25 protein-coding genes are annotated in these 23,298 nt (G+C 67.3%); 10 read left to right on the forward strand and 15 right to left on the reverse strand.

The features are described from left to right. Window positions 1-9 precede the first annotated feature (9 nt). Window positions 10-537 carry a sugar dehydrogenase complex small subunit gene (locus tag AC3WRN_RS06410; RefSeq protein ID WP_492622336.1) on the reverse strand — a complete coding sequence of 176 codons (528 nt, stop codon included), beginning with the start codon at window positions 535-537 and terminating at the stop codon, window positions 10-12. Window positions 538-727: 190 nt separating this feature from the next. Here AC3WRN_RS06410 and AC3WRN_RS06415 point away from each other — a divergent pair, with 190 nt between their 5' ends. Then, complete coding sequence (locus AC3WRN_RS06415; RefSeq protein ID WP_492622337.1) at window positions 728-1,111, forward strand: hypothetical protein; 384 nt, start codon at window positions 728-730, stop codon at window positions 1,109-1,111. Here the strand turns inward: AC3WRN_RS06415 and AC3WRN_RS06420 are convergent. The 3 genes from AC3WRN_RS06420 to AC3WRN_RS06430 all read right to left on the reverse strand — a co-directional run bounded on the left by AC3WRN_RS06420 (window position 1,108) and on the right by AC3WRN_RS06430 (window position 6,041). Then, a complete protein-coding gene (locus AC3WRN_RS06420) occupies window positions 1,108-2,481 on the reverse strand; it encodes a sensor histidine kinase (protein ID WP_492622338.1) in 1,374 nt (457 codons plus the stop codon). The two genes, AC3WRN_RS06415 and AC3WRN_RS06420, sit on opposite strands and share 4 nt — an antisense overlap. A 3-nt stretch (window positions 2,482-2,484) precedes the next feature. Then, a complete protein-coding gene (locus tag AC3WRN_RS06425; protein WP_492622339.1) occupies window positions 2,485-3,174 on the reverse strand; it encodes a response regulator in 690 nt (229 codons plus the stop codon). A gap of 194 nt (window positions 3,175-3,368) precedes the next feature. Then, on the reverse strand, window positions 3,369-6,041 hold the full coding sequence (locus AC3WRN_RS06430; RefSeq protein ID WP_492622340.1) for a TonB-dependent receptor: 2,673 nt from the start codon (window positions 6,039-6,041) through the stop codon (window positions 3,369-3,371). Between the two features lie 216 nt (window positions 6,042-6,257). On the opposite strand from AC3WRN_RS06430, the gene AC3WRN_RS06435 reads away from it, so the two are divergent. Continuing rightward, on the forward strand, window positions 6,258-7,247 hold the full coding sequence (locus tag AC3WRN_RS06435) for a YncE family protein (RefSeq protein WP_492622471.1): 990 nt from the start codon (window positions 6,258-6,260) through the stop codon (window positions 7,245-7,247). Between the two features lie 1,026 nt (window positions 7,248-8,273). Further along, window positions 8,274-8,660 (forward strand): DoxX family protein, encoded by a 387-nt coding sequence (locus tag AC3WRN_RS06440; RefSeq protein ID WP_068093857.1) that lies wholly within the window; start codon window positions 8,274-8,276, stop codon window positions 8,658-8,660. A gap of 53 nt (window positions 8,661-8,713) precedes the next feature. Here AC3WRN_RS06440 and AC3WRN_RS06445 read toward each other — a convergent pair whose 3' ends face one another. The 4 genes from AC3WRN_RS06445 to AC3WRN_RS06460 are packed head-to-tail and all read right to left on the reverse strand — an operon-like array spanning window position 8,714 to window position 11,551. Continuing rightward, window positions 8,714-9,676 (reverse strand): cation diffusion facilitator family transporter, encoded by a 963-nt coding sequence (locus tag AC3WRN_RS06445; protein WP_068093858.1) that lies wholly within the window; start codon window positions 9,674-9,676, stop codon window positions 8,714-8,716. A gap of 34 nt (window positions 9,677-9,710) precedes the next feature. After that, a complete protein-coding gene (locus AC3WRN_RS06450; protein ID WP_492622341.1) occupies window positions 9,711-10,283 on the reverse strand; it encodes an NADPH-dependent FMN reductase in 573 nt (190 codons plus the stop codon). 51 nt (window positions 10,284-10,334) lie between these two features. Continuing rightward, complete coding sequence (locus AC3WRN_RS06455) at window positions 10,335-10,883, reverse strand: Dps family protein (protein WP_068093862.1); 549 nt, start codon at window positions 10,881-10,883, stop codon at window positions 10,335-10,337. Between the two features lie 56 nt (window positions 10,884-10,939). Then, window positions 10,940-11,551 carry an NAD(P)-dependent oxidoreductase gene (locus AC3WRN_RS06460; protein WP_492622342.1) on the reverse strand — a complete coding sequence of 204 codons (612 nt, stop codon included), beginning with the start codon at window positions 11,549-11,551 and terminating at the stop codon, window positions 10,940-10,942. Window positions 11,552-11,780: 229 nt separating this feature from the next. On the opposite strand from AC3WRN_RS06460, the gene ygiD reads away from it, so the two are divergent. Next, a complete protein-coding gene (gene ygiD, locus AC3WRN_RS06465) occupies window positions 11,781-12,560 on the forward strand; it encodes a 4,5-DOPA-extradiol-dioxygenase (RefSeq protein WP_492622343.1) in 780 nt (259 codons plus the stop codon). Window positions 12,561-12,575: 15 nt separating this feature from the next. Here the strand turns inward: ygiD and AC3WRN_RS06470 are convergent, their stop codons facing one another. From AC3WRN_RS06470 to AC3WRN_RS06500, 7 genes are all read right to left on the reverse strand, one after another. Continuing rightward, a complete protein-coding gene (locus AC3WRN_RS06470) occupies window positions 12,576-13,124 on the reverse strand; it encodes a DsbA family protein (RefSeq protein ID WP_492622344.1) in 549 nt (182 codons plus the stop codon). After that, the gene (locus tag AC3WRN_RS06475; RefSeq protein ID WP_492622345.1) at window positions 13,124-13,636 is read right to left on the reverse strand and encodes a redoxin domain-containing protein; all 513 of its coding nucleotides are present in this window, start codon (window positions 13,634-13,636) and stop codon (window positions 13,124-13,126) included. The genes AC3WRN_RS06470 and AC3WRN_RS06475 overlap by 1 nt, the downstream gene beginning before the upstream one ends. 34 nt (window positions 13,637-13,670) lie before the next feature. Beyond that, window positions 13,671-14,054, reverse strand: coding sequence for a TraR/DksA family transcriptional regulator (locus tag AC3WRN_RS06480; protein ID WP_492622346.1), 384 nt, complete (start codon window positions 14,052-14,054; stop codon window positions 13,671-13,673). Between the two features lie 115 nt (window positions 14,055-14,169). Beyond that, window positions 14,170-15,474, reverse strand: coding sequence for a S8 family serine peptidase (locus AC3WRN_RS06485; protein WP_492622347.1), 1,305 nt, complete (start codon window positions 15,472-15,474; stop codon window positions 14,170-14,172). Then, the gene (locus AC3WRN_RS06490; RefSeq protein ID WP_492622348.1) at window positions 15,471-16,118 is read right to left on the reverse strand and encodes an anti-sigma factor; all 648 of its coding nucleotides are present in this window, start codon (window positions 16,116-16,118) and stop codon (window positions 15,471-15,473) included. Before AC3WRN_RS06490 ends, AC3WRN_RS06485 begins: the two co-directional genes overlap by 4 nt. After that, the gene (locus AC3WRN_RS06495; protein ID WP_492622349.1) at window positions 16,115-16,699 is read right to left on the reverse strand and encodes an RNA polymerase sigma factor; all 585 of its coding nucleotides are present in this window, start codon (window positions 16,697-16,699) and stop codon (window positions 16,115-16,117) included. Before AC3WRN_RS06495 ends, AC3WRN_RS06490 begins: the two co-directional genes overlap by 4 nt. 76 nt (window positions 16,700-16,775) lie before the next feature. Beyond that, the gene (locus tag AC3WRN_RS06500) at window positions 16,776-17,675 is read right to left on the reverse strand and encodes a hypothetical protein (protein WP_492622350.1); all 900 of its coding nucleotides are present in this window, start codon (window positions 17,673-17,675) and stop codon (window positions 16,776-16,778) included. Between the two features lie 272 nt (window positions 17,676-17,947). On the opposite strand from AC3WRN_RS06500, the gene AC3WRN_RS06505 reads away from it, so the two are divergent. From AC3WRN_RS06505 to AC3WRN_RS06530, 6 genes are read left to right on the forward strand one after another with little or no spacing between them, the layout of a single operon-like run. Next, window positions 17,948-18,385 carry a sugar 3,4-ketoisomerase gene (locus AC3WRN_RS06505; RefSeq protein WP_492622351.1) on the forward strand — a complete coding sequence of 146 codons (438 nt, stop codon included), beginning with the start codon at window positions 17,948-17,950 and terminating at the stop codon, window positions 18,383-18,385. Further along, entirely contained in the window at window positions 18,370-19,035 is a 666-nt protein-coding gene (locus tag AC3WRN_RS06510) for an acetyltransferase (RefSeq protein WP_063089809.1), read from the forward strand. The genes AC3WRN_RS06505 and AC3WRN_RS06510 overlap by 16 nt, the downstream gene beginning before the upstream one ends. Window positions 19,036-19,042: 7 nt before the next feature. After that, window positions 19,043-19,990: a glycoside hydrolase family protein gene (locus AC3WRN_RS06515; RefSeq protein WP_492622352.1), complete on the forward strand. Its 948-nt coding sequence runs from the start codon at window positions 19,043-19,045 to the stop codon at window positions 19,988-19,990. After that, on the forward strand, window positions 19,977-20,909 hold the full coding sequence (locus tag AC3WRN_RS06520) for a GNAT family N-acetyltransferase (RefSeq protein ID WP_492622353.1): 933 nt from the start codon (window positions 19,977-19,979) through the stop codon (window positions 20,907-20,909). Before AC3WRN_RS06515 ends, AC3WRN_RS06520 begins: the two co-directional genes overlap by 14 nt. A 14-nt stretch (window positions 20,910-20,923) precedes the next feature. Continuing rightward, window positions 20,924-22,051: a DegT/DnrJ/EryC1/StrS family aminotransferase gene (locus AC3WRN_RS06525; RefSeq protein WP_492622354.1), complete on the forward strand. Its 1,128-nt coding sequence runs from the start codon at window positions 20,924-20,926 to the stop codon at window positions 22,049-22,051. After that, window positions 22,048-23,298 carry an O-antigen translocase gene (locus AC3WRN_RS06530; protein WP_492622355.1) on the forward strand — a complete coding sequence of 417 codons (1,251 nt, stop codon included), beginning with the start codon at window positions 22,048-22,050 and terminating at the stop codon, window positions 23,296-23,298. Before AC3WRN_RS06525 ends, AC3WRN_RS06530 begins: the two co-directional genes overlap by 4 nt.

The following is a 23,298-nucleotide window of genomic DNA, read 5'->3' on the forward strand; positions in this document are numbered from 1 at the left end:
CACTCCTGACTAAAGGGGTTTGCTGGCCCAGCTGCCGTACGCGCCGTAGGCGTAGGTCGGCGGCTTCAGCACGTCGGCCACGATCACCGCGTTGAGCGCGGTCTCGTAGGCGACGCAGCGCGCGCCTTCGCCGCTGCCGACCACGCCGAGGGCCCAGGCGCCGAGGATCTGCCGTGGCAACGGCGCCAGCGGCGAATGCTCGCCGTCCAGCACGCCCTGCAGCTGTTGCGGATCGATGTGGCGTTCGTTGAGCAGGGTCAGCAGCGCCTGCACGTCGGCCGGAAAGTTCGGGTGCGCGGCGGCGAGGGCGTCGTAGAGGCGGGTTGCCTGTGCGGCATCCAGCGCCTGCCGGCCGACCAGGATCGCGGAGAGCGCGGTGAACGCGCCGCGGTCGGCATGCGGTGCGGGTTGCGCCAGCGCCCAGGGAATCAGCGAGGCGGTGTACGCGGTGAGCAGGCCCGCCAGCAGGCGGCGACGCGAGGGGTCGACGGGGCCGTTGCGGCGCGCGGCGACGCTGTCGGGTTCTTCCGGTGCCATGACCCTCCCCCTTGCGGATTGCCGTGCAGCTGGCGACTGGGACAGTCGCCAAGGCGGACCGACCTTACTCTGGTTACGGTGCAAGGCGACGTGAAGATTCGAGATGGTTGGGGGAATGTGGCGGAACGCATTGCCGCAAGAAATAACGGGATGCTGTCGACAGGCGTGGAGAGCGCCGAACCCTCGGCGGGTGTCGACCGCATTCGATGGCTATTCAGTGGGCGCACCGGCCGATGAAGAAGAAAAGACCATCCCGCAGATGTGCTCCAGCCTCGACGCCGCGCCGGAAGCACCGGACAAGGATCGTGACTTCCTCAAGACCGGCGGCGCGTTCACGGACGCCTGCATCGAGCTGAAGATGAAGGCGGCCACCACGTGCCGCACCAGTACGCATCTGCCGGTGTTCCAGATGTATTGCCCGCCCCGATCGCGGAGACATCGGGGGATTGAAAACGACGGGCGCTGCGGCGCCCGTCGTCTTTGGCGGTCGCGCGATAGGCGCCCCGTGGACCGGGGCGGCGGCCGGTCGCGTGTCTGCATGCTGAATCGGCGCGAGGCCTTGCGCGGCACCTAGGCGGGCCGTTGAAAGTCGATGTGCACGGCGAGGCCGGGTTCGCCATCGCCCAGGCTAACCGTGATCTCGTGCAGCTGGGCGACTGCGGTCACGAGCGCGAGTCCGAGGCCGCTCCCGGGCGTGCTTCGAGAGGAATCCAGGCGAACGAAGCGTTGCAGTACGCGTTCGCGCTCGTGCTTCGGGATGCCTGGTCCCGTGTCGCGAACAATCGCCCGGACACATCCGGGCATCGGCAGCAACGACAGAAATACGGGCGTGTGGGGCGGGGTGTGATGCAGCGCGTTTTCGACCAGGTTGGCGAACATCTGCGTCAACAGCATCGCATCGCCGCGCACAATCGCGCCCGGATGGACTCGGGCATGAAGACTGCGGCCCTGATCCTCGAATACGGGTGCGAAATCGCCGACCAGCACGCCAAGCAAGCCCGAGAGATCAACATCAGTGAAGTTTTCCTGCTGCTTCTGGTTCTCGATTTGCGCGATCCTGAGCAAAGCCGCAAAGGTAGCCAGCACATGGTCGACATCGGCCAAAGCCGTCGTGCAGGATTCCCGGTAGCCTTCGACGCTGGTGACCTGAAGCGTCGTGGCTTCAAGCTTGTGGCGCAAGTGCGTCAAAGGTGTACGCAGATCGTGGGCGATATCGTTGGAGACCTGGCGCATGCCCTCCATCAGTGACTGAAGTCGGGCCAGCATTCGGTTCAGCGAGCGGGCGAGGCGGTCGAATTCGTCGTCGCGATCCGTTATCACGATTCGCGTGCCCAGATCGCCCTTGACGATGTTCGAGGCGGCCTGAGTGATCGTCTCGACCTTGCTCAGGTAACTTCTGGCCGTAAGCACGCCACCGGCCAGTGCCAGCGCCACGGCCGCGAGCCCGGCCCAGATGAAGGACTGCAACAGGAGTTCATTCAGTTGGTCCGCCTGCAACGTCCCGCGGGCCACCGCCAGGATGTTGCCGTCCTCGAGACGGGACGAATTGATCAGAAGGTGGCCGGGCACGGAGCGCTTGCTGTCGATGTGGCGAAGTTCGTGCAACCTGGTCCAACCGAGTGACGGCGGCATCTTTGTCAGACTGCCCGCGATGCGATCGCCACGGGGGGAAAACAGTCCGTAGAAGAACGTTCCCTTTTGCGCATGAGCAACGGCTTTGTTGATCGAGGCCACGCGAATGCTGCCGGGCACGGCGGTCATTTCGCTCGATTCGTCGCTGATTTCCTGACGGAGTTGTGCGGTGACATAGCCGCTTACGGAAACCCAGGTAATCGCAAACAGCACGAGTGCCGCGAAGGCGAACGATGCGGCTTGCAAAACGCCGAGTCGAAATGCGGCGCTGTGCAACAGCCGAGAGATCTGCTCCTTGGTGCGGATGTTCACGATTCAGTGTCTGTCCGGCAAGCGCAGTATGTAACCTGCGCCCCGCACCGTATCAATGAGTTCGCCGCCGGGGAAGCCGCGGTCGATCTTGGCGCGAAGCCGGCTCATGTGCGTCTCCACGACGCTGGTCCGTGGATCGAATTGATATTCCCACACGTTTTCGAGCAGCATTGCGCGGGTGACGATGTGGCCGGCATGACGCATGAGGTATTCGAGCAGGCGGATTTCACGCGCCTGCAAGTCGATGACATGACCGCCCCGGCAGGCCTCGCGCTTGAGCAGATCCAGTTCGAGATCGGCCACGCGCAGCAACGTCTCCGAAGGCGCCACCATTTGCATCCGCCTTGCCAGTGAACTGACGCGAGCCGCCAGTTCGCTGAATGCGAAGGGTTTCGAAAGATAGTCGTCGGCGCCGGCATCGATGCCTTCGACGCGCTGATCCACGTCGCCCAACGCCGTCAGCATCAAGACCGGCGTAACCACGCGCGCCGACCGCAACGCTCTCACCAGGCTCATGCCGTCAAGTCCCGGCAACATGCGATCGATGACGAGTACGTCGTGTTCCTGCGATGAGGCGCGCTGCAACCCTTCCCGGCCGTCCATCGCCCGTTCGACCACATGGCCAAGTTTCGTCAGCTCCCTGGTGATATAGGCCTGGGTCTCGGCGTCGTCTTCGATCAGCAGGATGTTCATGAGGCGATTGCTTCGCTGCGTCGGGCAGGGCTATCCAAAGTGCGCTCAAGGGCCAGCCGGCATGGAAGCCGACTCCAATCAGACCCGCACGGCATGTGGAAGGACCGCCACACGCCCGTGGACCGGCCCGTTGAAGTTGGCGCGGTCCACGATGGCTGGCGCGGCCGGATACCGGCATGTCGTCCCGAATCCGATCAGAACTCGAAGCGCACACCTGCCATGTAGGTTATCCCATAGAACTCGCGCTGAATCGGACGGTCCGGAGTGCCCTGATAGAATGCATGGGGCGTATCGAGCAGGTTCTTGGCGTAGAAATAGATCGACCAGTCTGCCGGAAACTCGTAGCTGGCGCTGAAGTCCATCGATGTGCGGCGTGCATTGTAGATGTCGCTGGTGCGATCGGTGCCGATGCCGAACAGGTCGGACGATACCGAATAGGCCGCCAGGTTCAGCGAGAGACCAGCGCGCTTGTAGAAGATCGAGGCGTTCCAGGTGTTCTTCGATGTCGACGGGAGCAGCGAATACTCGCCGGGACGGATCTGGATGCGCGAATTGACCCAAGTGTAGTTGGCGCTGGCACCCAGGCCATCGAGCCAGCCCGGCAGGTTGCGGAACTGTTGAACCCAGTTCAGCTCCAGGCCGCGTGCGTATGCGGAGCCGATGTTTTCGAACGTGAAGATATGGAACGGCTGCGGACTGCCCGGGTACAGGTTGTTGTTCGGCAGTGTCTGGGTCGTCTCGATCGGGATGATGTAGTTGGAGATTTCCTTGTCGAACACCCCGGCGGACATGATGCCGCCACCGTCCAGGTAGTGCTCGACGCTGAAATCGAAGCTGTTGGCCGTCGCTGGTTTCAGCGACGGGTTGCCGGTGGTGACGATGCCCGAGCCCACGTCGATCGCCAGCGCCGGATTGGCCTGGTTGAAGCCCGGACGGCCAATGGTCGACGAATAAGCCGCGCGCAGGATCGTGTCGGGCGCCAGTTCATAGCGAAACTGGAGGCTTGGGAAGAAATTGTCGTAGTTGTGCTTGATGTTGATCGGATACGCGAATGGATTGCCGGCGGCGTCCATGCCGGCGGAGAATGCGCCGCTTCGATCATGCGTCTGTTCGAAACGAACGCCGGCGAGTATGCCGAGGTTGCCGTAGCTGCCCGTGTATTCACCGTAGGCCGCGGAAATGTCCTCATGCGCGTCGAGGTACTGCTGCTGGGCGCTCAATACATCGCCGGCCTCGATCGTGCCTTGGCCAAAGATGCCCCGCAAGGCGCCGGGGGCGATATCCACGCCGTTCTGATAGAGCCCGTCGTAGTAGGTTTCGTTGGAGCCGCTTGAGACGGCGGTCAAAGGCAGGGCAGTGGGATTGAGCGTGTACGGTTGTGCCGTCGTCCGCTTATGCCGCTGGCGCACGCTCAGGCCGAACCGCAGGTTTTGATCCGTCAGGCTCCCCCAATTCACCGGCGTATCGGAATTGATGGCGTACGACATTTCACGGTCGAAGTTGTACGCCGTGCTGTTGCTGAGGCTGGTCAGTGCGTAGTTGGCCGGATCGAGGTAGCCCGGCGCGTTCGAGAGCGTGTAGACGGGAACGTGGCCGGGACCCGTCGGGCCGTACGTGATTTGCCCCGCTGGCGTGGAGGGGGAGTTGTACGTGAACGTGGAGTTGTAGTCGAAGGGCTTCTTGTACGTGCCCTCGACGTAGGCGACGTGATAGTCCACGGTCGTGTCGCCCAGGATGTTCTTGCCGCCCAGCATGTAGAGTCGCTCGGTGGACGTTTCCTGCTCGTCGCGCAGCGATTTGGTGATCGCGCCAGGGAAAGAGAGGGTGTCCTGCAGCGTTCCGTTCGACAGCACCGTGGTGTTGCCGTCAGGCAGGATGTCCATGAACTGGCGCTTGTATCTTTCCGTGTAGCCCGCATCGAAGGCACGGAAATACCAGTCGTTGTTGTCATCGGGCTGATAGTCGATATCCATCGCGTAGCCGTGGCGCCGGCGATGCAGCTCGTAATCGCGCTGCTCGATATCGTTCACCGCCTGGTACGGATGCGCCGAATCGTTGAAATAGGCGGGCTCGACGTCATCGATGCCGCGTGAATCGTTGTGGCCCGATGCCGTCAGGACGATCGAGAAGGGACCGAATCGGCCACCCCCCACCAGCGAGAATTCGCTGATCGGCGTGCCGCGCAGCGGCTCGTAACCACCGCCCGCGCTGCCCTCGAAAAACGCGCCCTGCTCATCGGGGGCCCGTTTCGGCAGCACTTCGATCGTGCCGCCGAGGGCCTCCGCATCCTGGCGCGGCAGGTTCGACTTCGTCACCTTGACGGCGCCGATGAAACCCACCGGGATGGAATCCAGGGCCACGCCGCGATAACCGCCGAACGGCGAGGCATTGTTGGTGGGAAGAAGCCGGACACCAGCGTAGGTGGTGCTGTTCAGATCGGCGTCGAATCCACGGATATTGACGTAACGACCTTCGCCCTCGTCGGTTTCCAGCGAGATGCCGGGAATGCGGCGAACGGCTTCAGCGGCACTCACATCGGGCAGCGCCCGGATTTGTTCCTCGGTACGGATATTGATCAGGTTGGGCGCGTTTTCCTGCGTCTTGCGGGCAATGTCATCGGACGTGCGCGGGGCTACAACACTGACTCCCTGCAGGTCTTTTACTTCCTGCTTGGACTTCTGCCTGCGCTGGCGATCGGCGCCACTTGCGTTGGCAGTGTCGCCCGCTATCGGGCCGTCATGCGCCGGGGCCGGCGTATCCGACGCCGTAGTCGCAAAAGCAAGCACATCCGTCGGCGCGCTCAGTGCCCCGAGACACGAGAGGATGGTGCAACTAAGCAGGGCAACGCGTAATTTTGAACGGTGCATCGAGCTGGCCTCAATCGGGGAAAAACCATCCGTTCCACCGCGCGGAGCGTGGTGGGGCTGGGGAGTGGGAAGTCCCTCGAAGCTAGGTGGGGGCTGTGACAGACAAGTTGCTGCGCACTTACCGATCCGTAAGCTGCCGATGCGTGGTCCTTCTGGCTAGACTCGCCACCGGCGTATCAGTCAACTTGCGTAGCTGAGGATGATCAATTGAAGACAATGGCATGGGCTCTGGCCCTCGCGTGCATGGTCGTGGCTCCGTCATGGGCTGCCGCACCACCGTCGGGCAACTACCGGGTTACGCATCAGTACGCGCTGGGAGGATCGGGTGGCTGGGACTATTTGACGCTCGACCCTTCCACCAATCATCTCTTCGTCGCTCGCGACAATCGGGTCATGGTTGTCGACACGAAAAGCGGCAAGGTGGTCAAGGAGATCCCGGGGATGAAACACGCACATGGCGTTGCGCTGGTGCCGGATCTGCAGCGTGCCTACGTCACCAACGGGGACGCGAACGATGTCAGCGTCGTGGATCTCAAGACACTCGCCGTGGCAGGCAGCATTCCCGTTGGCGGAAAAGATCCCGACGCCATCATTTACGACAGCGCGACGTCGCACGTCCTGGCGATGAACGGGGACAGCAACAGCATAAGCGTGATCGATCCCAGGTTCGGCAAAGAGCTGCAGACCATCGCCCTTGCGGGCAACCCCGAATTCGCCACAAGCGATGGGCATGGAAACGTGTACGTCAATCTCGAGGACAAGGGCGAGCTGGCGCATATCGATACAAGGGCCAATGCCGTAAAGCAGACCTGGTCCCTGTCGCCATGCGAAGGCCCGACCGGCCTCGCACTGGACACGGTGAACCAGCGGCTGTTTTCCGTGTGCGCGAACGGATGGCTGATCGTCACGGATGCCGGCTCCGGCCATCAGGTCGCCAGGCTGCCGATCGGCAAGGCCCCCGATGCGGTCGCCTACGATGCTCGGACCCACACTGTTTTCAGTTCGAGCCGGGAAGGCGTGCTGGACGTGATCCACCAGGTGGACAAAGACCACTACTCCTCCGCAAAGGCCGTCCCGACGCTGAAAAGCGCGCGTACCTTGGCACTTGACCCCGCATCGCACGAGATTTTCCTGGTGGGCGCGAAGAGTGCGGTAAAGGGCAAGCCGGTAAGCGGATTCACGATGCTCGTTGTGGAACCGCATTGATCGACAAGTTTGCCGCATGACCGTTCTGCCCACCTGCCGGCCATCACACGGTCGCTTCACGGATGGGGGCTGGTGTCCGGTGCGGGTCCGGGCAAGGCATGCCGGGTGACCTGGCGCGCGAACCAGGGCATGCCTGGTTCGCGTCCCAAAAACAAGTTTGAACAAGGTTGGCCATTGCCCGCGCAAGCTTGGCGAGAATCGTACCGGCGCTCTTGTGCCGGACGAAAGGCCTGGGATCGGCGTTGCGCCGGTCGACGTACTCGCGAATGGATTGCTCCAGACCTGCCCGCGGGTGCGTGTGCTGGGCCTGATCCTTTGCTCGCTGATCTTGCCGGGAGAACGTTCGACCCGAGTGAGCCAAGGGGCACAGGCGGAGATGAAGTGCGCATGGAAACGCAGGCGCCTTGCGGATCGCCAGCCGTGCCATCAGCTCCGCGCGCCCCGCGTCGGTCACCACCAGTTCCGTTCATTCCCCAATCTGGTGCCACCTGTTTTTGAGACACCCCGCCAGGGGGCTTGCTGGTCCAACTGCCGTACGCGCCGCAGGCGAAGGTGGGCGGCTTCAGCACGTCGGCCACGCGAGGGGTCGGCCGGGCCCTCGCGGCGCGCGGCAACGCTGTCGAGGTCCTCCGGTGCCGTGAGTTTCCCCGTGGATGGGCGTGCGGCCGGCGACCGGGCGGGCTGCCGGTTCGGAAAAACCATGCCACCGGCGGTACAAGAAAGGTGATGGTCCGGAGCGGCCAGGGGCAAGGCGCGGACGGGGTGCCTTGCTGCAGGAAATAGCGGAAGGCCTTCCCTCATCGGGACCCGCGGGACACCCGCAACCGTGGGCAACCGCGTTTACCGTCCGGGCCTGCGGATGGATTGCGTGCCGTCGTCTCCAGGGTGATGATCGCAGCCGGATGACGTGTGTGACCGCTGGTCATCCGGCCATGTTGATGTTGCGAGGTTCAAGCCCAATCCCGGCATGCCTCCCGTCCTGGACGAGCCGGGATATTCAATCTGACGAGATCCGAGGAGAACGTCGTGGACAAGTTGATCAGCGTAGTGGCACGCCTCCTGATGGCGCAGCTTTTCATCATCTCCGGCTGGCAGAAGCTGACCGGGTTCAGCGGCACGGAAGGCTATTTGGCCTCGATGGGCATCCCCATGGTCGGCCTGGTGACGCCCCTGGTGATCCTGATTGAACTGGGTGGCGGGCTGGCCCTGCTGTTCGGTTTCAAGACCCGTTGGGTGGCGGCCGTGATCGCGTTGTTCAGCGTGGGCTCGGCGCTGGTCGCGCACACGCATTTCGCCGACCAGGCGCAGGCGATCAATTTCATGAAAAACCTCTCGATCGCCGGCGGCCTGCTGTGGTTCGTCAGGAATGGCGGCGGCACGGCAAGCGTCGACGCACAGATCGGAAGCAAATAGGGCGCAAGCCGGAGGAGCACGATGACCGTCGCCCGGCCTCCGCCGGGCGGCGGTCATCCGGTTTCCGGAGGCTCGCCTGCCCGGCGGTGGACGCTTTCCCGGAAAGCCCGGTGGGTCTGCGGCTTCACGAACAGTGCCACGACCTCCGGGTGGAGCCGGCGAATCCGCAGTTCGAGCGTGCGCACCAGTTCCTCGATGTCGGAAGCGCGGATGTCGTCGGCAAACGCCAGGCTGAGTGCGGCGACGATCTGGTTGGGCGCGAGCTGCACGGTGAGCAGCCCGTTGGCGCGGGAGACCGGGCCCTGCGCTTCCGCGATGCGCATGATCGAAGCGCTGAGGCGGCGATCGGCACGCTCGCCGATCAGCAGGCTCTTGCTTTCACGCGCGAGCAGGGCGGCGGTACCGGCGAGCACCAGGCCGATCAGGATCGAGGCGATGCCGTCGAATACGGGCGCGTCGAGCGTGGTGGCCGCGAACGTGCCGAGGGCGGCGATCGCGATGCCGAGCAGGGCCGCGCTGTCCTCGAACAGCACCATGAAGGACGGCGGATCCTTGCTGCGGCGGAAGGCTTCGTAGTAACCGAGCGGACCCTTGGCAGCCTTGAACTGGCGCAACGAGAGCAGCCACGACGTGCCCTCGAACAGGAAGCACAGGCCGAACACCGCGTAGCTCGCCAGCGGGTGGCTGATCGGCCGCGGCTGGCGGACATGCAGGATGCCCTGGTAGAGCGACACGCCCGCGCCGAGCGCGAACACCAGCAGCGCCACGATGAAGCTCCAGAAATACAGCTCGCGGCCGTAGCCCAGCGGATGCTCCGGGTCGGCCCGGCGTCGCGAGCGACGCATGCCGTACAGCAGCAGGATCTCGTTGCCGGTGTCGACGAAGGAATGCACCGCCTCGCTGAGCATAGCCGAACTGCCGGTCCATGCCGCCGCCACGGTCTTGGTGGCGGCGACCAGCAGGTTGCCGGCCAGGGCGGCATGCACGGTCAGGCGCGTGGACGGAGTCCCTGCCATGGCGGATCCGGCCATGCGCCCGCCGCGGTTTCGCTCAGCCCTCGCGCGGCAGCACGGTCAGCACGCGCTCGATGAACAGGTGCAGCTCCTTCATGTAGTTGCTCAGGAACTCGGCGGTGGATTCGTCGCTGACCGTGCCGTCTTCCGCGATCAGCCCCGGCTTGGACTGGATGTACGCCTCCATCGTGTTCATCAGCGGCGAGTTGCAGAAGCACAGCACGCCGCGCAGCTGCTGCTGGGCCACCGCGGTGCCGATCGCGCCGGGCGAGGTGCCGATCACGCCGGATGGCTTGCGCGCGAACGAGTTCTTGCCCCACGGGCGGCTGGCCCAGTCGATCGCGTTCTTCAGCGCACCGGGGATCGAGCGGTTGTATTCCGGCGTGACGAACAGCACCGCGTCGACGTCGGCGATCGCCTGCTTGAACGCGCGCGCCACCGGCGGGTAGTCGGCGTCGTAGTCGTAGCTGTACAGCGGCAGGTCGCGGATCGGGATCTCCACCAGCGCCAGCCCCGGCGGCGCGAGGCGGGTGAGCGCCTTGGACAACAGGCGGTTGATCGAGCCCTTGGCGAGGCTGCCGACGAGATAGCCGACTTTGTAGGTCTTCATGGGGGTTCCTCGGGAGTGGGTGGTGTCGCCGCGGAAGTGCGGAGGGGCCTTTCAGTGGCCGGTCGAATCGCCGCGACGGGCGGTTTCGAACAGGAACCAGGTGCGCCGCTCGGTCTCGTCGATCCAGTTCTCGATCAGGCTGGCGGTGGCGACGTCATGGCGCTCGTCGCAGACTTCATGGGCTTCGCGCAGGCGCGCGGCCAGCGCCTGGTTGTCCTCGCGCAGCTCGGCCAGCATGTCCTCCGGCTCGACGTACTCGGCGTCGTTGTTGGCGACCCGCTGCAGCCGCGCGACGTGCCCGATCGAGCGCAGCGTGGTGCCGCCGATCTTGCGGACGCGCTCGGCGATCGGGTCGGTCATCGCGAACAGCTGGTCGCCCTGCTCGTCGAGCATCAGGTGGTAGTCGCGGAAGTTCGGGCCGCTCATGTGCCAGTGGAAGTTCTTGGTCTTCAGGTACAGCGCGAACACGTCGGCGAGGATCGCGTTCATCGCGCCGGACACGTCGCGGGTGGCGCGCGCATCGAGATCGGTGGGCGTGGTCAGCGGCGCGCGCTGCCTGCGCAGCAGGGTGGCCTTGTCGGCGGCGGGTTTCTTCTTCATGGCGGGATCCTTGGGGGTGGGCTTGCCGGGGGACGGGTCCGGCACGGGATGAGGCGTCAGTAGCCGACGGTGAAGCGCTGCCGGGAATGCTTCGATGCCTCCAGTTCGTCGACCATGGCGATCGCGAAGTCCTCCATCGAGATCCAGCTGTGGCCGTTCGCGTCGGTGAGCAGCATGTCGCCGCCGAGGCGGAACCTGCCGGTGCGATCGCCGGGCACGAACTCGGCCGAGGGCGACAGGAAGGTCCACTCGAGATGCGGCTCCTTGCGCAGCGTGTCGAGGAAGTGGCGCCCGGCCTCCGCCTCCGGCTTGTAGGCCGCCGGGAAGCCGGGGGTGTCGATCAGCGCCTGGCCCGGCGCCATCTCCAGGCTGCCGGCGCCGCCGACTACCAGCAGCCGGGGCACGCCGGCCTGCTTCACGGCGGCGATCAGCGCCGCCGCATCGGACGTGGCGAATTTCGTGGCGCTGATGGTCGCGTCATGGCCGGCCAGCAGCGGCGCCAGTTGCGCCGGCCGGGTGGCATCGCCGTTCTTCAGCAGCAAATGCGGCCGTGCGGCCACGCCGCGGGTGTCGCGGGCGATGCCGGTGACCTCGTGCCCGCGCCGGAGCAGTTCCGCCAGCAGGCGCGAGCCGACGAGTCCGCTGACGCCGATCAGTGCGACTTTCATGTTTGTCTCCGCCTGGGCCGTGTCCGCCCCCGCAAGGTGATGTGCGCGTTGCCGAGCGCTGGTGCCGGGGTGCGACGGACCGGCGTGCGGGTTCCGGCAGGGCAGGTCTGAGGAATGGATGTCCGTTCGTCGACACCGGCGCTCACGTCAAGCTAACGCGTCGAATGTCATCACAGCGTGGATGCGTATGCTCGCGAGCATGCGCACGGGAATGCATGCAGGACATGCCATGAATGCACGTATGCCGACGGTCTTCCTCGGGCACGGCAACCCGATGAACGCGCTGCACGACAACGACTGGAGCCGGGCCTGGGCGGCGCTCGGCCGGCACCTGCCGCGGCCGCGTGCGGTGCTGTCGGTATCGGCGCACTGGTACCTGCCGGTCACCGCGGTCACCGCGATGGCGGCGCCGCGCACGATCCATGATTTCGGCGGTTTCCCGCGCGCGTTGTTCGAGGTGCAATATCCTGCGCCCGGCGACCCGGGCCTGGTGCGCCGCGTGCGCGAACTGCTGCAGCCGCTGGACGTGCGCGCGGATCTCTCGTGGGGGCTGGACCACGGCACCTGGTCGGTATTGCGCCACGTGTTTCCCGCCGCCGACGTGCCGGTGGTGCAGCTCTCCATCGACGAGTCGCAGCCGCCGGCGTTCCACTACGGGCTGGGCCGGCGGCTGCGGCCGTTGCGCGACGAGGGCATCTTGCTGGCCGGCAGCGGCGACGTCGTGCACAACCTGCACGCCTATGCCTGGGGCCGGCATCCGCAGGAGCCGTTCGACTGGGCGCGGCGCTTCGAGGCGCGTGCGCGCGAACTGATGCTGCGGGGCGATCACCAGGCACTGGTGGACTACGAGTCGCTGGGCGCGGACGCGGAGCTGTCGGTGCCTACGCCCGACCACTACCTGCCGCTGCTGTACGTGCTCGGCGCCAGCGACGAAAACGATGCGGTGACGTTCCCGGTCGAGGGCATGGACGGCGGCTCGATCTCGATGCTGTCGGTGCAGTTCGGCTGAACGCGCGCAGCCGGTTCAGGCCTGCCGGGCGATCACCCGGCCGATGCTGTGCACCAGCGAATCGAAGTCGCCCTGGTACAGGTAGCCGTTGACGTAGAAGCTGGGCGTGCCGTTGACGCCGCTGTGCACGCCGCCCATGAAGTCGCGGCGGATGCGGGCGTCGATGTCGGGGTCGCGCAGCGTGGCGGCGATCGTGGCCTCGTCCAGGTCCAGCGCGCGCACGCCGGCCTCCAGGCCAGCGGCGCCACGCGGGGCCCAGGCCGCCTGGTTCTCGTACAGCCAGTCGTGCATGGCCCAGAACCGGCCCTCGACCGCCGCGGCCTCGGCCAGCTCGGCCGCCAGCTGGGCGTACGGGTGGGCCTGGCCCAGCGGGAAGTGGCGGAACACGAACCGCAGGTTGCCGGCGTAGCGGTGCTGGATCTGCTTCACCAGCGGGTGGGCGCTGCCGCAGGCGGGGCACTGGAAATCGCCGTACTCCAGCAGGGTCACCACCGCGTGGGCGTTGCCCTGGACGTGGTCGTGCGCGGAGACCGGCACGGCCAGGATCGCATCCTCGTGCAGCATCACGGGGCCTCCTGCGCGCCGTCGGCGGGCAGCGTCTTCTGGATGTTGTTCGAGGGCAGCGCCTCGAGCGCCCTGACGATGCCGGCGGCGCTGGGGTTCACGCCCATCGGCGACAGGTAGCTCCAGCGGATCACGCCCTCGCCGTCGATCACGAACAGCGCGCGCTGCGCCAGGCCGCGCTGCTCGTCGTACACGCCGTACGCGCGGGCCACCCGGCCCTTGGGCTCGAAGTCGGACAGCAGCGGGAAGTGGTACTTGCGCTCGCGCGCCAGCGCGGCGTGGCTCCACACGCCGTCGACCGAGATCGCCAGCAATTGCGCGTTGAGGCGGGCGAACTCGTCGAGCAACTCGTTGTAGAGAGCCAGCTGGTCGCTGCACACCGGGCTCCAGTCGGCGGGGTAGAACGCCAGGATCACGTTGCGGCCGCGGAATTCCTTCAGCGCCACGCTCTGGTCGGGAGTGGCGTGCAGGGTGAATTCCGGGGCGGCGGTGCCGGCGGCAAGCAGGCTCATGGCGGGCTCGTTTCGGGCGTTGTCGATGGATGGGTCATCCGCGGGCTTCGCGATCGCGCTCTTCTTGCACGGTGAGCACGGCTTCGGGCGTGGTCTCCAGCCGGGCCTTCGGGATCGGCTTGCCGCTGAGGTCGGACAGGCCGTAACTGCCCTCGTCGATCTTCTGCAAGGCGCGCTCGATGTTCGCCACGCGGTGATCGTCCACGTCGTGCAGGGCCTGGTCGACTTCGCGCTGCGACAGATCCTGTGCGTCGTCCTCTTCTTCCTCGGCCTCGTCGCCGTGCTGCAGCCGGAATGCCCGCTTGCCGGCCAGGTCGGCCTCCTCGCCGCCCAGCAGCTGCTTGCGCAACGCCAGCAGGCGCAGGCGTTGCTGCTCGACGAACTCCCGGCTCAGGCCGGTGTGCCCCTTCGACGACATGGAATGCTCCTGACCGCGGCCCCGCTCATGGGCGCCCGGCTACATTGCGATCAGTCGGGTGAATGCGCTGTAAAAAATCGACTGGCGAACGGCCGCACGGTGTTGCGACGCCGGATCAGCGGGTGGCTTCCCGCATGCTGCGCAGATCCGCCACGGCCGACGCGGCGTTCACCTGGAGGACCCCGCCGGAAACCTTGCTGCTGCGTAGCAGGAGATCATGGACCGTGCGCGTCTCCAGTCCGGGCACGAGGGACAGCAGCAAGGCGGCGATCCCGCTCACGTGCGGCGCGGCCATGGACGGCCCGGAAGTGAAGTCGTAGCTGCCCCCGGGCTGGGTGGTCAGGATGTCGTTTCCAGGGGCGCTAAGCACGCCGGGCGGCGCCGTCGACGGGCCGCTCACGCGCACGAGGATGACCCCCGGCGTGGCGTCGGGGAATCCGTCGACGTTTCCCTCCGGCGGGATCGCGGCGACCACGATGCGGCCCTGTTCCAGGATCTGCACCAGCAGCAGGCTGAGCAGCGGGTCCGCGGGGCCGCCCAGGCTCAGGTTGACGATGCGCGCGTCGGTGTCGAGGATCGCCGCCAGCGCCTTGGCCAGCGTGAAGGAGTTGCAGCGTGCGCCGGCATGCGGCGCGGGCGGATACCAGCAGGCCTTGTAGACGCTGAGCGTGGCCTTGGGCGCCATCCCCACGATGCCCTGATGGTTGTCGCCCACCGCGGCGACGACGCCGGCGACTTCCGTGCCGTGGCTGTCGCGGTTGAACGCTGCCGCGTCGTCGTCGACCATGTTGTGCGCATCGTGGATGCGCCCCTGCAGATCGGGATGCGCCAGGTCGACGCCGGTGTCGACGATCGCGATGCGCACCCCACTGCCCTGGCTGAAATCGTGCGCGCGGGCGGCATCGGTTTCGACGAAACCGCGCTGCAGGCTGACGTAGGGATCGTTGTACCGGTGTCCGCCGCCGGGCCCCTTTGCATAGACGGCGTAGTCATGCAGCGGCTGCGCGAGCCGCACCCGGCGGTCCCCGGCGAGCGCCTTGAGCAGGCTGTCGCGGCTCGCGCCGGGCGGCGGCTGCAGCACGATGCAGTACAGGCCGAGGGCCTTGATCGGCCAGCCGGCGACCTCGCTGAACCGGTAGTTCTTCTTCAGCGCGGCCAGGGCGGATGCCGCCTGCTGGCCGGCGCCGTAGTACCTGGAAGGGGCATAGCCGAGCAGGCTGGAGCCGGCGTGCAGCGGCGGCGGCTCCAGCGGATTGGCGACGGCCAGGATGATGTCGCGCCGGCTGTCCATCGCGGACGCACTGGCGACCGCCATGCGGCCGCCGCCGGCGCGGTTGTCCGGGGTTGCCATCGGGCGCGTGCGCGCACATGCGCCCAGGGCAGCCGCCATCACGACCAGGAGGAGGGTGCCGTGCTTCATGGCGTGGCGGCGACGGGCTCCGCCAGCAGGATGCCTCGCGTGGTGCGCAACTGCTGCAGCGCGTGTTGCGCGGTCGAGGCAGGGCTCACCGGGGCGACCATGTACGCGCCGACGTCGTTGGGGCCGCCCACCACCTGCAGCCGCAGGGCATGCAGCAGCGCGTTCCAGTCGGCCAGCGTCATGCCCGCATCGGGCACGACGCGGATCGCCCCCGGGGTCGCCGCCGGCAAGATCTCCCGGGGTTCCTGGCTGAGCGTGCGATACGCGGGGTTGTCGCCCGCCGACCACAGCTTCACGCCCAGGATGCCGATGCCGAGCGCCTGCACCAGCACCGCGGCGGCCAGCGCCCGGCTCAGCCAGTTTCCCGCCCGCGAACGCGGGCGGGCTTCCTGCGGCTCGGGCGTGTCGAGGCGGGCCAGCAGGCGCCCCAGTCCGGCCTCGACGTCGACCGGAACCTCCGCCGGCAGCGACAGGGCGAGTCGCAGGCGGCTTTGCTGCGCGAACTCCGCACGGCACGCTTCGCATTGCGCCAGGTGGTCTTCCAGCCAGGCGCCCTGTTCCCGCGTGGCGCTGTCCTGCAGCACCCACGGCATCATTTCCCAGGCGCGGACGCAGTCCTTGCCCGAATCCATCGGGAACGTCATGGTGCGCTCTCCGTGTGCCTGGGGGAGTCGCCCGCCAGGCCCGGCAGCACGTTGCGCAGCTTGACCCGCGCGTGGAACAGGCGCGCCTTCACCGTACCCACCGGGCACTGCATGATGACGGCGACGTCGTCCAGGGTATGCCCCACGCCGTAGACCAGCTCGATCACGACGCGCTGGTCCGCCGACAGGCGTTCCAGCCCCTTGCTCAGCCAGTCGCGCAGCTCGCGATCCTCGTCGAGGTCGTGCGCCGGGGTGCGTTCTACATGCCGTGGGTCGTCTTCGACGGGTTCGTCGCCGTGCTGGCGCAGCGCCTTCAACCCGCAGCGATAGGCAATGCCCATCAGCCAGGTGGAGACGCGCGAATCCCCGTGGAAGCTGCCGGCCTTCTGCCAGGCGATCCAGAAGCAGTCGTTGATGACTTCCTCGATGACGTCGGCGCGCCGCGTCAGGCGGGTCAGGAAGCGGCACAGCCTGCCGTGGTAGCTGCGGTACAGGATCCCCAGCGCGACGCGGTCACCCGCCGACATGCGTTGCAGCAGCATGCGGTCGGTGACGTCGGAGTCGGTATCGTCGTCGTTCATGGCTTGGAGGAAGTACGCAGGACCGGACCCGGTCGCGAGGTAAGTACCGCAGCAGTGCAAAAAGGTTGCCTCCGGATCAGAAGGACCGCGAGACGGTGGCGACCCAGGGCGAGGCGTCCATGGCGTCCCATTGCCAGCGCGTCTCGGGGTCGGCCAGGATGCGGTCGAGCTCGATCCGCCAGGGTCCGTCGCTCCACGACAACCCCACGTGGCCATAAGTCCGGATGCCCGTGCCGACACGTTCATAGGCACCGGCATGATCGTACTCCCGTCGGCTCGCGTGACCGTAGCCGTAGGCGTCGTAGGGCGCAATCGGGAATTGCGCGGCACCCGCTCCGGCGGACAGGGAGACATGGTGCGCCAACGGCCAGTGGAAACTGATGTCCGCGGCGCCGCGCAGCCGGTGCCGCCCCTCGCTGCCGATGACATGGATGGCCGACAGGCCGAAGGTCAGCACGTCCCGATAGGTCCAGCCGAGTCCCGCTTCGGCGCGGTCGAAGGCCCTGGAGCGGGACGTGCCGGCATAGCGGTAGTAGAGCAGGTTCGCCTGCATCTGCCAGTCACCGGCAAGCGACCAGTGGCGGGACGCCTGGGCGAGGGCCACCACGAGACGACCTGGCGAGCGCACCTCGGCGCTGCCCGACAGGCCCAGCGACCAGCCGGCCGGAAAAGTCCACGAGGCAGCGCCCTGCCATAGGGGTGTCTGGCGGGTGATCGCCTGACCCCGGTCCACCAGCTGCGAGCTGAGGGCCACGGTGCCATTGAAGGTGGCCGACTGGGCATGCAGTGCCGGCGGCAGGCACGCGCCGACGAGCAGTGCCGCGAAGCCGGCCCGGATGGTCCGGCCGAAGCGGGCAGGGCGACGCCGCGCATGCGCCGCGGGCGGGTCAGGCGCCTGCGGCCCGCGCCCGCGGAACCGTGCCGGCCACGGCGCGGAGCGATCCGGTAACGCATGCCAGTGAGTCGTTGGACGCATCGGTTCGTGGTGGAACGGCCAGGGTAGACGGCGGCGGCGTTCGCGCTTTCCCGGGTGGGACGGCGCGGGGAGCTTCAGGCGGTCGGCACGGGCTGCAGCATGTCACGGATGGAGGGTGCCCAGGTACGAGACAAGATCGTCCGGATCCACGGAGCCGGCAAGTCCGTCGCGTGACGCTCCGCAGGTGCCTGCCGCCGCCGAGGCAACCTTTCGTTCGCCGGGCGGCACACAGACAGGTCGGTTCTCCTCGATGTCACCGCCGGGCCCGGAACATGGAAATCGAACGCATCCCGTTGCAGAAGCACGGCGACAGCCGCGGCATGCTGGTCGCCCTGGAACAGGATCGCAACGTGCCCTTCGTGATCCGGCGCGTGTATTACCTGTTCGCCACCCACGGCGGCGTGCATCGGGGCCGGCATGCGCATCGCCACCTCAACCAGCTGGCGGTGGCGGTGCGCGGCTCCGTCACCTTCCTGCTGGACGACGGCAGCGGGCCGGTGCAGGTGGTGCTCGACGACCCCTCGTACGGCCTGCACCTCGGCAGCATGGTGTGGCGCGAGCTGTACGACTTCAGCGAGGACTGCGTGCTGATGGTGCTGGCCGACCATCTGTACGACCCGGCCGACTACATCACCGACTACGCCGCGTTCCTGCGCGAGGTCCGCGGCCCGGTGTACCAGGAGGGCATGGCGGCATGCCAAAGCCTCTAGTCCTCGTCGGCGCGGGCGAGTTCGCGCAGATCGCCTGCGAGTACTTCGAACACGACAGCGACCATGACGTGGTCGCCTTCAGCGTCGAGCGCGACTACCTCGCGCAGCCGCTGCTGGCCGGCCGTCCGGTGGTGGCCTACGAGTCGCTGGAGGCGCACTACCCGCCGGGCGAAGTCGACGTGTTCGTCGCCGTGCCGGCCAGCCAGCTCAACCGCCTGCGCACGCGCCTTTACCAGGACGCGAAGCGCCGCGGCTACCGGCTCGCCACCTACGTCAGCTCGCGCGCCTTCGTGTGGCGCAACGCCGAGGTGGGCGAGAACAGCTTCATCTTCGAAGGCAACGTGGTGCAGCCGTTCGTGCGCATCGGCAACAACTGCGTGCTGTGGAGCGGCAACCACGTGGGGCATCGCACGGTCGTGCACGACAATGTGTTCGTCGCCTCGCATGCGGTCATCTCCGGCTACTGCGAGATCGGCGAGAGCAGCTTCGTCGGCGTGAACAGCACCTTCAACGATCACGTGAAGGTCGCCCCCGACAACGTGATCGGCGCCGGCGCGCTGGTCACCCGCGATACGGAACCGGGCCGGGTCTACGTCGGCTCGCCGGCGCATGCGGTGCCCGACCGGTCCAGCCTCGACGTGAGGCTTTGACGAGCGCATGTTCGCCTGGACCAAACGGGGGCTGGTCTTCGACACCGCGCGGCAGGGCGTGGGCGGCTGGATGCGCCACTCGGCGCTCACGCCGACGCCGTATCGCCTCGACGATGAGCTCATCCGCGTCTACGCGGGGTTTCGCGATGCCGACGGCGTCAGCCGGATCGGCTACGTCGACGTGCGGGCGGATGACCCCGCGGCGGTCGTGCGGGTCAGCGCCGAGCCGGTGCTGGACATCGGCCGGGGCGGCTGCTTCGACGACAACGGCGTGATCCTGGGCGACCTCGTCGATGCGCCGGGCGGCCTGCACCTGTTCTACGTCGGCTTCCAGCGCGTGGCCAGGGCCAAGTTCCTGGCCTTCAGCGGCCTGGCCGTTTCCGGCGATGGCGGCAACAGCTTCCGACGCGCGCAGGAAACCCCGATCCTGGATCGCGCCCCCGGCCGCAGCACCATCGGCGCGGTGCATTCGGTCATGTATGAGAACGGTTGCTGGCGTCTGTGGTACGCCGTGGGCGACGACTGGGAGACCATCGGCGGTCAGCCATTTCCGCGCTATCACATCCGCTATGCGGAGGCGGCCGATCTCGCCGCGATTCCGCGCGCGGATCATGTCTGCCTGCGGCCGCGGGGCAGCGAGTACCGCATCGGCCGGCCGCGCGTGTACCGGCGTGGCGGCCGCTACGTCATGGTCTTCACGCGGGGCAACGTCACCGGCGAATACTTTCCCGGCGTCGCCAGCAGTGATGACGGCATCGCCTGGGAACGCCACGACGAGACGCTGGGCATCGCGCTGTCCGCCAGCGGCTGGGATTCACGCACCCTCTGCTATCCCGCGCTGATCCGCGGACGCGACAAGCTGCTGATGTTCTACAACGGCAACGACATGGGCGTGGACGGCTTCGGCGTGGCCGAGGCCGACTACGGCGACGGTGGTGCCGATGTGCAGCGTTAGGCCCTACACCCCCGCCGACGTGAATGCGTGGGATGCGCTGGTCGGGCGTTCCCGCAACGGCAACCTGCTGCATCGGCGCGGCTACATGGATTACCACGCCGACCGTTTCGTCGACCAGTCGCTGATCGTCGAACGGCACGGCGAGGCCGTGGCGGTGTTCCCCGCGAACATCCGAGGCGAGGTGGTGACCAGCCACGGCGGCCTCACCTATGCGGGGCTGATCACCACGCACGCCTTGCGCGCCGAGTCGACGCTGGCCGTGTTCGAGCAGATCGCCAGCCACTACCGCGCGCTGGGCGTGGAGCGGGTGCTCTACAAGGCGGTGCCGCACATCTTCCATGCCTATCCGGCCGAAGAGGACTTGTATGCCCTGCATCGGCTGGGCGCGCGGCTGCAGCGCCGCGACCTCTCTTCGGTCATCGCGCTGCGCGAAGCGTTCCACTTCACCCAGGGCCGCCAGCGCGCCGTCAACAAGGCCAGGAAAGCCGGCATCGGCCTGCAGACCAGCACCGATCCGGCGGACTTCCACGCGCTGCTGACCGAGGTGCTGCACAAGCACGGCACCCGGCCGACCCACAGCCTGGCGGAGCTGCGCCTGCTGCAGTCGCGCTTCCCGCGGCACATCGTGCTGCACGAGGCGCGTCGCGACGGTGTCCTGCTGGCGGGCGTGCTTGCCTACGACCTGGGCAAGGTCGCGCACACCCAGTACATGGCCGTCTCGGAGGAAGGGCGGCGGCTGGGCGCGCTGAGCTTCCTGCTGGCGCAGCTGATCGGCGGCGTCTATGCGGGACGGACGTATTTCAGCTTCGGCGTCTCGACCGAACAGGAAGGGCGGGTGCTCAACGGCGGCCTGGTCACGCAGAAGGAATACTTCGGCGCCCGCGCCGTGGTGCACGATTTCTACGAGTGGCCGCTGTGATGGGGAGCGCGCTGATGGAAGCCGGCCTGGTGGACGTCCCGTTCCTCGACGTCAGGGCGATCAACGCGCGCCATGCCGACGAGCTGAAGGCGGCGGCCGCGCGGGTGATCGACTCGGGCCGGTACATCATGGGCGAGGAGCTGGCGGCCTTCGAGCGCGAGTTCGCCGCCTATTGCGGCGTGCGCCATGCCGTGGGCGTGGGCAACGGGCTGGACGCGCTGTCGCTGATCCTGCGCGGCTACCGGCAGCTCGGCGCGCTCGGCGAGGGCGACGAGGTCATCGTGCCCGGCAACACCTTCATCGCCAGCTTCCTCGCCGTCAGCGAGAACCGGCTGGCGCCGGTGCCGGTGGAACCCGATCCGCTGAGCTTCAACCTCGACCCGGCCCGCGTGGAGGCGGCGATCGGGCCGCACACGCGCGCGATCATGGCGGTGCACCTGTACGGCCAGCTGGCCGACATGCCGGCGCTGGCGGCGCTGGCCCGGCGGCACCAGCTGCTGCTGATCGAGGATGCGGCGCAGGCGCACGGCGCCGGCAGCGATGGCTGCAAGGCCGGCGCGTTCGGCGACGCGGCGGCCTTCAGCTTTTTCCCCGTCAAGAACCTGGGCGCGCTGGGCGACGGCGGCGCGGTGGCGACCGGCGACGCCCGGCTGGCGCAGCGGATCGCGGCGCTGCGCAACTACGGTTCCGAGGTGAAGTACCGCCACCTGTATCAGGGCGTCAACTCGCGGCTCGACGAGATCCAGGCGGCGATGCTGCGGGTGAAGCTGCGCCATCTCGACGAGGACGTCGCCTGGCGCCGCCGCGTGGCGCGCCGCTATCGCGACGGCATCCGCCATCCGCAGATCCGGCTGCCGCAGGTGGCGCACGAGGAGCAGCATGCCTGGCACCTGTTCGTGGTGCGCTGCCTCTGCCGCGACGCGCTGCAGCGGCATCTGCTGGCGCACGGCATCCACAGCCAGGTGCACTACCCGGTGCCGCCGCACCGGCAGCCGGCCTACCCGGCCCTGCACGATCTGCGGCTGCCGCTGACCGAGCGCCTGCACGAGGAAGTGCTGAGCCTGCCGATGGGGCCGACCCTGGGCGAGGACGCGGTGGAGCGCGTGATCGCCGCCTGCAACGCGTTTGCGTGTCCGGCATGAACATCGTCCGCGCCGGCTTCTATTCCGCGCTCGCCACTGGGGCGCGGCTGCTGGTGGCGCTGGTGGCGGTCAAGCTGGTGGCCTGGTTCGCCGGACCCGAGGGCGTGGGCAAGCTGGGCCAGTTCATGAGCCTGATGTCGCTGCTGGCCGTGCTCGCCGGCGGCGGCATCGGCGCCGGCATCGTGAAGTACGTTGCCGAATACCGGCACGATCCGCCGCGCCTGGCGCGCCTGCTGGCCGCGGCGCTGTGGTACGCGCTGTGCGCCTCCGTCCTGATGGGTTGCCTGGCGCTGCTGTTCAGCCGGCAGCTTGCCCTGTGGCTGCTGGACGATCCCGCCTACGCGGGCCTGATTCGCGTGCTCGCGGTGGCCCAGCTCGGCATCGCGCTGGTCAACTACATCCTGGCCGTGATCAACGGTTTCATGGACGTGCGCCGGCTGGCGCTGATCCAGGTGCTGGGCTCGCTGCTCGGCATCGTGATGGTGGTCTGGCTGGCGCGCTGGCTGCATCTGTACGGTGCCCTGCTGGCGCTGATCGTGGGCCAGCTGCTGTGGCTCGTGATCGGCCTGCCGGCGTGGTGGCGCAGCCCGTACTTCCAGCGCAGCATGCTGCGGCTGCGCTTCGACCGCGAGATGACCCTGCGGCTGGCGGCCTTTTCGGTGATGACGCTCACCGCCGCCCTGGTCTCGCCGCTGGTGAATATCGCGGTGCGCGACCATCTCGCGCTGCAGCTCGGCTGGGAGCAGGTCGGCTACTGGCAGGCGGTGAGCAAGGTGTCGGACGCCTACCTGCTGTTCCTCACCGCGGCCATCAACATCTACTACCTGCCCAAGCTCGCGTCGATCCAGGGACGCGCCGCGCTGGTGGCCGAGCTGCGCAACGCGTACCGCTACATTCTGCCCGTGGTGGTCGCGCTGGCGGCGGCGGTGTACGTGCTGCGGGAATGGGTGACGCGCCTGCTGTTCAGCGCGGACTTCGCGCCCGCCAATGCGCTGTACGGGCCGCAGCTGGCAGGCGACGTCATCAAGATCGCCTCCTTCATCCTTTCCTACGTGATGCTGGCCAAGGCCATGACGCGGCTGTTCGTGATCTCCGAGTGCGTGTTCGCGGCCAGCTACCTGGCGCTGGTCTACGCGTTCACCGCGCACTTCGGCCTGGTCGGCGCGATGTACGCCTTCGCCGCCAACTACCTCGCCTACCTCGCGTTCAACGTGCTGGTCGTGCGGCGCTACCTGGGAGGGCAGTGA

This window comes from Rhodanobacter sp. FW101-FHT13A11 (genome assembly GCF_058790335.1).

Coding starts and splice junctions, on each gene's coding strand:
- AC3WRN_RS06470 (WP_492622344.1), bottom strand. CDS start 13,124: ATGCTGCACGAGGATGCGATCCTGGCCGTGCCGGTCTCCGCGCACGAC.
- AC3WRN_RS06520 (WP_492622353.1), top strand. CDS start 19,977: ATGTGCAGCGTTAGGCCCTACACCCCCGCCGACGTGAATGCGTGGGAT.
- AC3WRN_RS06515 (WP_492622352.1), top strand. CDS start 19,043: ATGTTCGCCTGGACCAAACGGGGGCTGGTCTTCGACACCGCGCGGCAG.
- AC3WRN_RS06490 (WP_492622348.1), bottom strand. CDS start 16,118: ATGACGTTCCCGATGGATTCGGGCAAGGACTGCGTCCGCGCCTGGGAA.
- AC3WRN_RS06425 (WP_492622339.1), bottom strand. CDS start 3,174: ATGAACATCCTGCTGATCGAAGACGACGCCGAGACCCAGGCCTATATC.
- AC3WRN_RS06430 (WP_492622340.1), bottom strand. CDS start 6,041: ATGCACCGTTCAAAATTACGCGTTGCCCTGCTTAGTTGCACCATCCTC.
- AC3WRN_RS06500 (WP_492622350.1), bottom strand. CDS start 17,675: ATGCGTCCAACGACTCACTGGCATGCGTTACCGGATCGCTCCGCGCCG.
- AC3WRN_RS06530 (WP_492622355.1), top strand. CDS start 22,048: ATGAACATCGTCCGCGCCGGCTTCTATTCCGCGCTCGCCACTGGGGCG.
- AC3WRN_RS06410 (WP_492622336.1), bottom strand. CDS start 537: ATGGCACCGGAAGAACCCGACAGCGTCGCCGCGCGCCGCAACGGCCCC.
- AC3WRN_RS06485 (WP_492622347.1), bottom strand. CDS start 15,474: ATGAAGCACGGCACCCTCCTCCTGGTCGTGATGGCGGCTGCCCTGGGC.
- AC3WRN_RS06495 (WP_492622349.1), bottom strand. CDS start 16,699: ATGAACGACGACGATACCGACTCCGACGTCACCGACCGCATGCTGCTG.
- AC3WRN_RS06510 (WP_063089809.1), top strand. CDS start 18,370: ATGCCAAAGCCTCTAGTCCTCGTCGGCGCGGGCGAGTTCGCGCAGATC.
- ygiD (WP_492622343.1), top strand. CDS start 11,781: ATGAATGCACGTATGCCGACGGTCTTCCTCGGGCACGGCAACCCGATG.
- AC3WRN_RS06525 (WP_492622354.1), top strand. CDS start 20,924: ATGGAAGCCGGCCTGGTGGACGTCCCGTTCCTCGACGTCAGGGCGATC.
- AC3WRN_RS06445 (WP_068093858.1), bottom strand. CDS start 9,676: ATGGCAGGGACTCCGTCCACGCGCCTGACCGTGCATGCCGCCCTGGCC.
- AC3WRN_RS06480 (WP_492622346.1), bottom strand. CDS start 14,054: ATGTCGTCGAAGGGGCACACCGGCCTGAGCCGGGAGTTCGTCGAGCAG.
- AC3WRN_RS06475 (WP_492622345.1), bottom strand. CDS start 13,636: ATGAGCCTGCTTGCCGCCGGCACCGCCGCCCCGGAATTCACCCTGCAC.
- AC3WRN_RS06455 (WP_068093862.1), bottom strand. CDS start 10,883: ATGAAGAAGAAACCCGCCGCCGACAAGGCCACCCTGCTGCGCAGGCAG.
- AC3WRN_RS06450 (WP_492622341.1), bottom strand. CDS start 10,283: ATGAAGACCTACAAAGTCGGCTATCTCGTCGGCAGCCTCGCCAAGGGC.
- AC3WRN_RS06435 (WP_492622471.1), top strand. CDS start 6,258: ATGGCATGGGCTCTGGCCCTCGCGTGCATGGTCGTGGCTCCGTCATGG.
- AC3WRN_RS06505 (WP_492622351.1), top strand. CDS start 17,948: ATGGAAATCGAACGCATCCCGTTGCAGAAGCACGGCGACAGCCGCGGC.
- AC3WRN_RS06460 (WP_492622342.1), bottom strand. CDS start 11,551: ATGAAAGTCGCACTGATCGGCGTCAGCGGACTCGTCGGCTCGCGCCTG.